Raw genomic sequence first — 2,307 nt, 5'->3', positions numbered from 1 at the left:
TAAGTTTTACTAACCCCAAAATACTGCTAGTTTTGCCTTTCCAATACCGAAGCACTCGTAGTTCAACTGGATAGAATACCAGATTTCGGCTCTGGGGGTTGAGGGTTCGAATCATTCCGAGTGCACTATATGTGAAGCGTAACTTATTGAATAATAATAGGTTACGCTTATTTTTTTGCTCTACTTGCAACATATTTTTAAACTAAGCTCAGTTACCTTAATTTCTTCGCCATCTGCAAACTCATTTGAAAAGGCTGCTTTATCTTCGGTGCTGCTTTCGCTCAACAAGTGGTTTTCGTTGTAGTTGTTTAAGTCCTTCCTTAGATATGCTATTTTTCTCTGGAAAAGATGATTTTTCTAACAAGGAAGGTATATTACGATTACGCGAAAGGTTCCGAAAGGCTTTGGTCAGGCCTCCGGTCGGACCCGAAGAGAATAGGGTGATTCCTCGAGGCTCCTGACTATGCCAACGGTAGTTATCTTCGCTATTCATGGTAGGAACATAGCCCGACCGGAATAATTGATGGGCGTAGGCAAAATTAGTGCGGGCATGTATTTCTTCAGAAGTGATTGTAGGTCGCGTACGCAACAACTGTCGCTTAAACCGCTCTTCGGAAGGCAGTCCGCGCACGGTGACTTCTTTTAGCAAAAAGTCATTTGTCTGAAGAAATATCTGTATCGTATCCGAAGACGAATCAGCTAACACAGTATGTGCCTGGTAGTTGATGTGGGAAAATCGAAGGGTGTCGGTGGGAAAAGTGCGAATATGAAAATAGCCGTTTTGGTCAGAGAATGTTCCTTGTCGAGTGCCTACCACGTGAACGGAAGACACTGGTTCCAGCGTTTGATGATCCTTAACAATACCGCAAATTACGCGTTTTTGCGAATAGGCACTTAGCGCACCCATCACGAAGCAACTACTTATCAGAAGTTTGCGAATCATAATATCTGCCGTTTCGTCTGCTCATCGATCTATTCATACCGGAGTGAATCGGTCGGATTGGTCGCTGCTGCCTTTAGTGTGTGATAGCTTAATGTGATGAGTGCTAGTAGAGCAACACTGCCAATCGCCCATAAGAAAATGGGTGCTCCAATAGTCGTTCGGTAGGCAAAATCTTGCAGCCAATACTGCATCGCTAGCCAAGCAACTGGAGTGGCTACGGAAGCGGCGATCAGCAGAAGTACGGCAAACTCACGAGACAGTAAGTACATAATCGCCTTTCGATTGGCTCCTAGCACTTTACGAATACCAATTTCTTTGGTCTTTTGCTGCACAGTGAAGGCAGTAAGCCCGAGCAGACCAAGGCACGCCACAAAGATACTAAGACCCGAAAAGTAATTGAACAGGGTAAGCAAACGTTGCTCGGTACGGTACCGATGGTCAAGGGCTTGATCTAAAACCTCAAAATCCAGAGGTGCATTCGGAAAGAAGTTGGGCCAGATTGCCTTTATAGCGTCCAGATCGCTTGGAGCAATATTAACGAGCAAATTAATTCCTGCGCTAATATCGTAGAATAAGATGAGTGGCTCAATAGGTTCGTGTAGTGGAGCGAAATGAAAATCCTTGACAACTCCGGCTACTTGCTTGGTGTCAGTTTCCGAGAAAACCACTTCTTGCCCCACCGGGTCGTGCCAACCGGCCTGCTTAACGAAGGCTTCATTCACCATAATCTGTTGCGATTGACTAGGAGTAAAGTTTTTTCCTGCTACCAGGGAGAGCTTCAGGACTTGGATATAGTCTTCGTCGACATTAATTCCGTTGGCAGCCATTGTTTTGTCTTGCCCTTGAGCAGTAATAGAAACACTACTCCACGACCATAGGCCATCCGGGCGGCTTCCGATAGCCACACCGCCTACCCGACTATCTTGCTGCAGCTGCTGTTTAAAGGTGGACGCTTTTTGTGAGCCATCCGCATTGTACGGAATGGTAACGGCAGCGATTTCTTTCTGCTGAAATCCTAGATCCTTGTGTCGCATATAAAACACTTGTTCTCGAACAACAAGCGCGCCCGCCACCAAGCTAATCGCTACCGTAAATTGAAAAGCAATGAACACCTTTCGTAATCTTCCTCGGGATCGATGAAGAAAACTGGGGCCTTTCAGTGCCACTACGGCTCGGGAAGAAGCCAGCACCAAGGCTGGATAGCTCCCAGCAAGAACACTAATTAGCAAGACTAAACCGAGCAGCAATCCCAATGTATCGCGTTGTAGGAGTGTCTCCCAGACGATAGGTGTCCCCAGTAAATTAGTGAAGACTTGCCCCACTAGTAACACGATAGCCGATGCCAATACCAATGCTAGTAAGGT

General features: G+C 46.1%; 2 protein-coding genes and 1 tRNA gene. 1 reads left to right on the top strand and 2 read right to left on the bottom strand.

Going from position 1 to position 2,307, the window contains the following annotated elements; translation table 11 throughout:
* The first annotated feature begins 51 nt into the window (after nt 1–51).
* A tRNA-Arg gene (locus WBA23_RS26040) sits at nt 52–125 on the top strand.
* A gap of 134 nt (nt 126–259) precedes the next feature.
* On the opposite strand, the gene WBA23_RS26035 is transcribed toward WBA23_RS26040, so the two are convergent.
* Entirely contained in the window at nt 260–943 is a 684-nt protein-coding gene (locus tag WBA23_RS26035) for a carboxypeptidase-like regulatory domain-containing protein (RefSeq protein WP_424585199.1), read from the bottom strand.
* Nucleotides 944–972: 29 nt separating this feature from the next.
* Nucleotides 973–2,307: ABC transporter permease (locus tag WBA23_RS26030; protein WP_424585198.1), on the bottom strand; the 1,335-nt coding region annotated here is incomplete at its 5' end.

The organism is Tunicatimonas sp., from assembly GCF_049647865.1.
Classification (GTDB): Bacteria; Bacteroidota; Bacteroidia; order Cytophagales; family Cyclobacteriaceae; genus Tunicatimonas.
This window is presented reverse-complemented; position numbering and strand designations above follow the sequence as displayed.

Excerpts from the sequence above, each read along its gene's own strand:
- WBA23_RS26035 (WP_424585199.1), bottom strand. The coding sequence starts at position 943 with ATGATTCGCAAACTTCTGATAAGTAGTTGCTTCGTGATGGGTGCGCTA.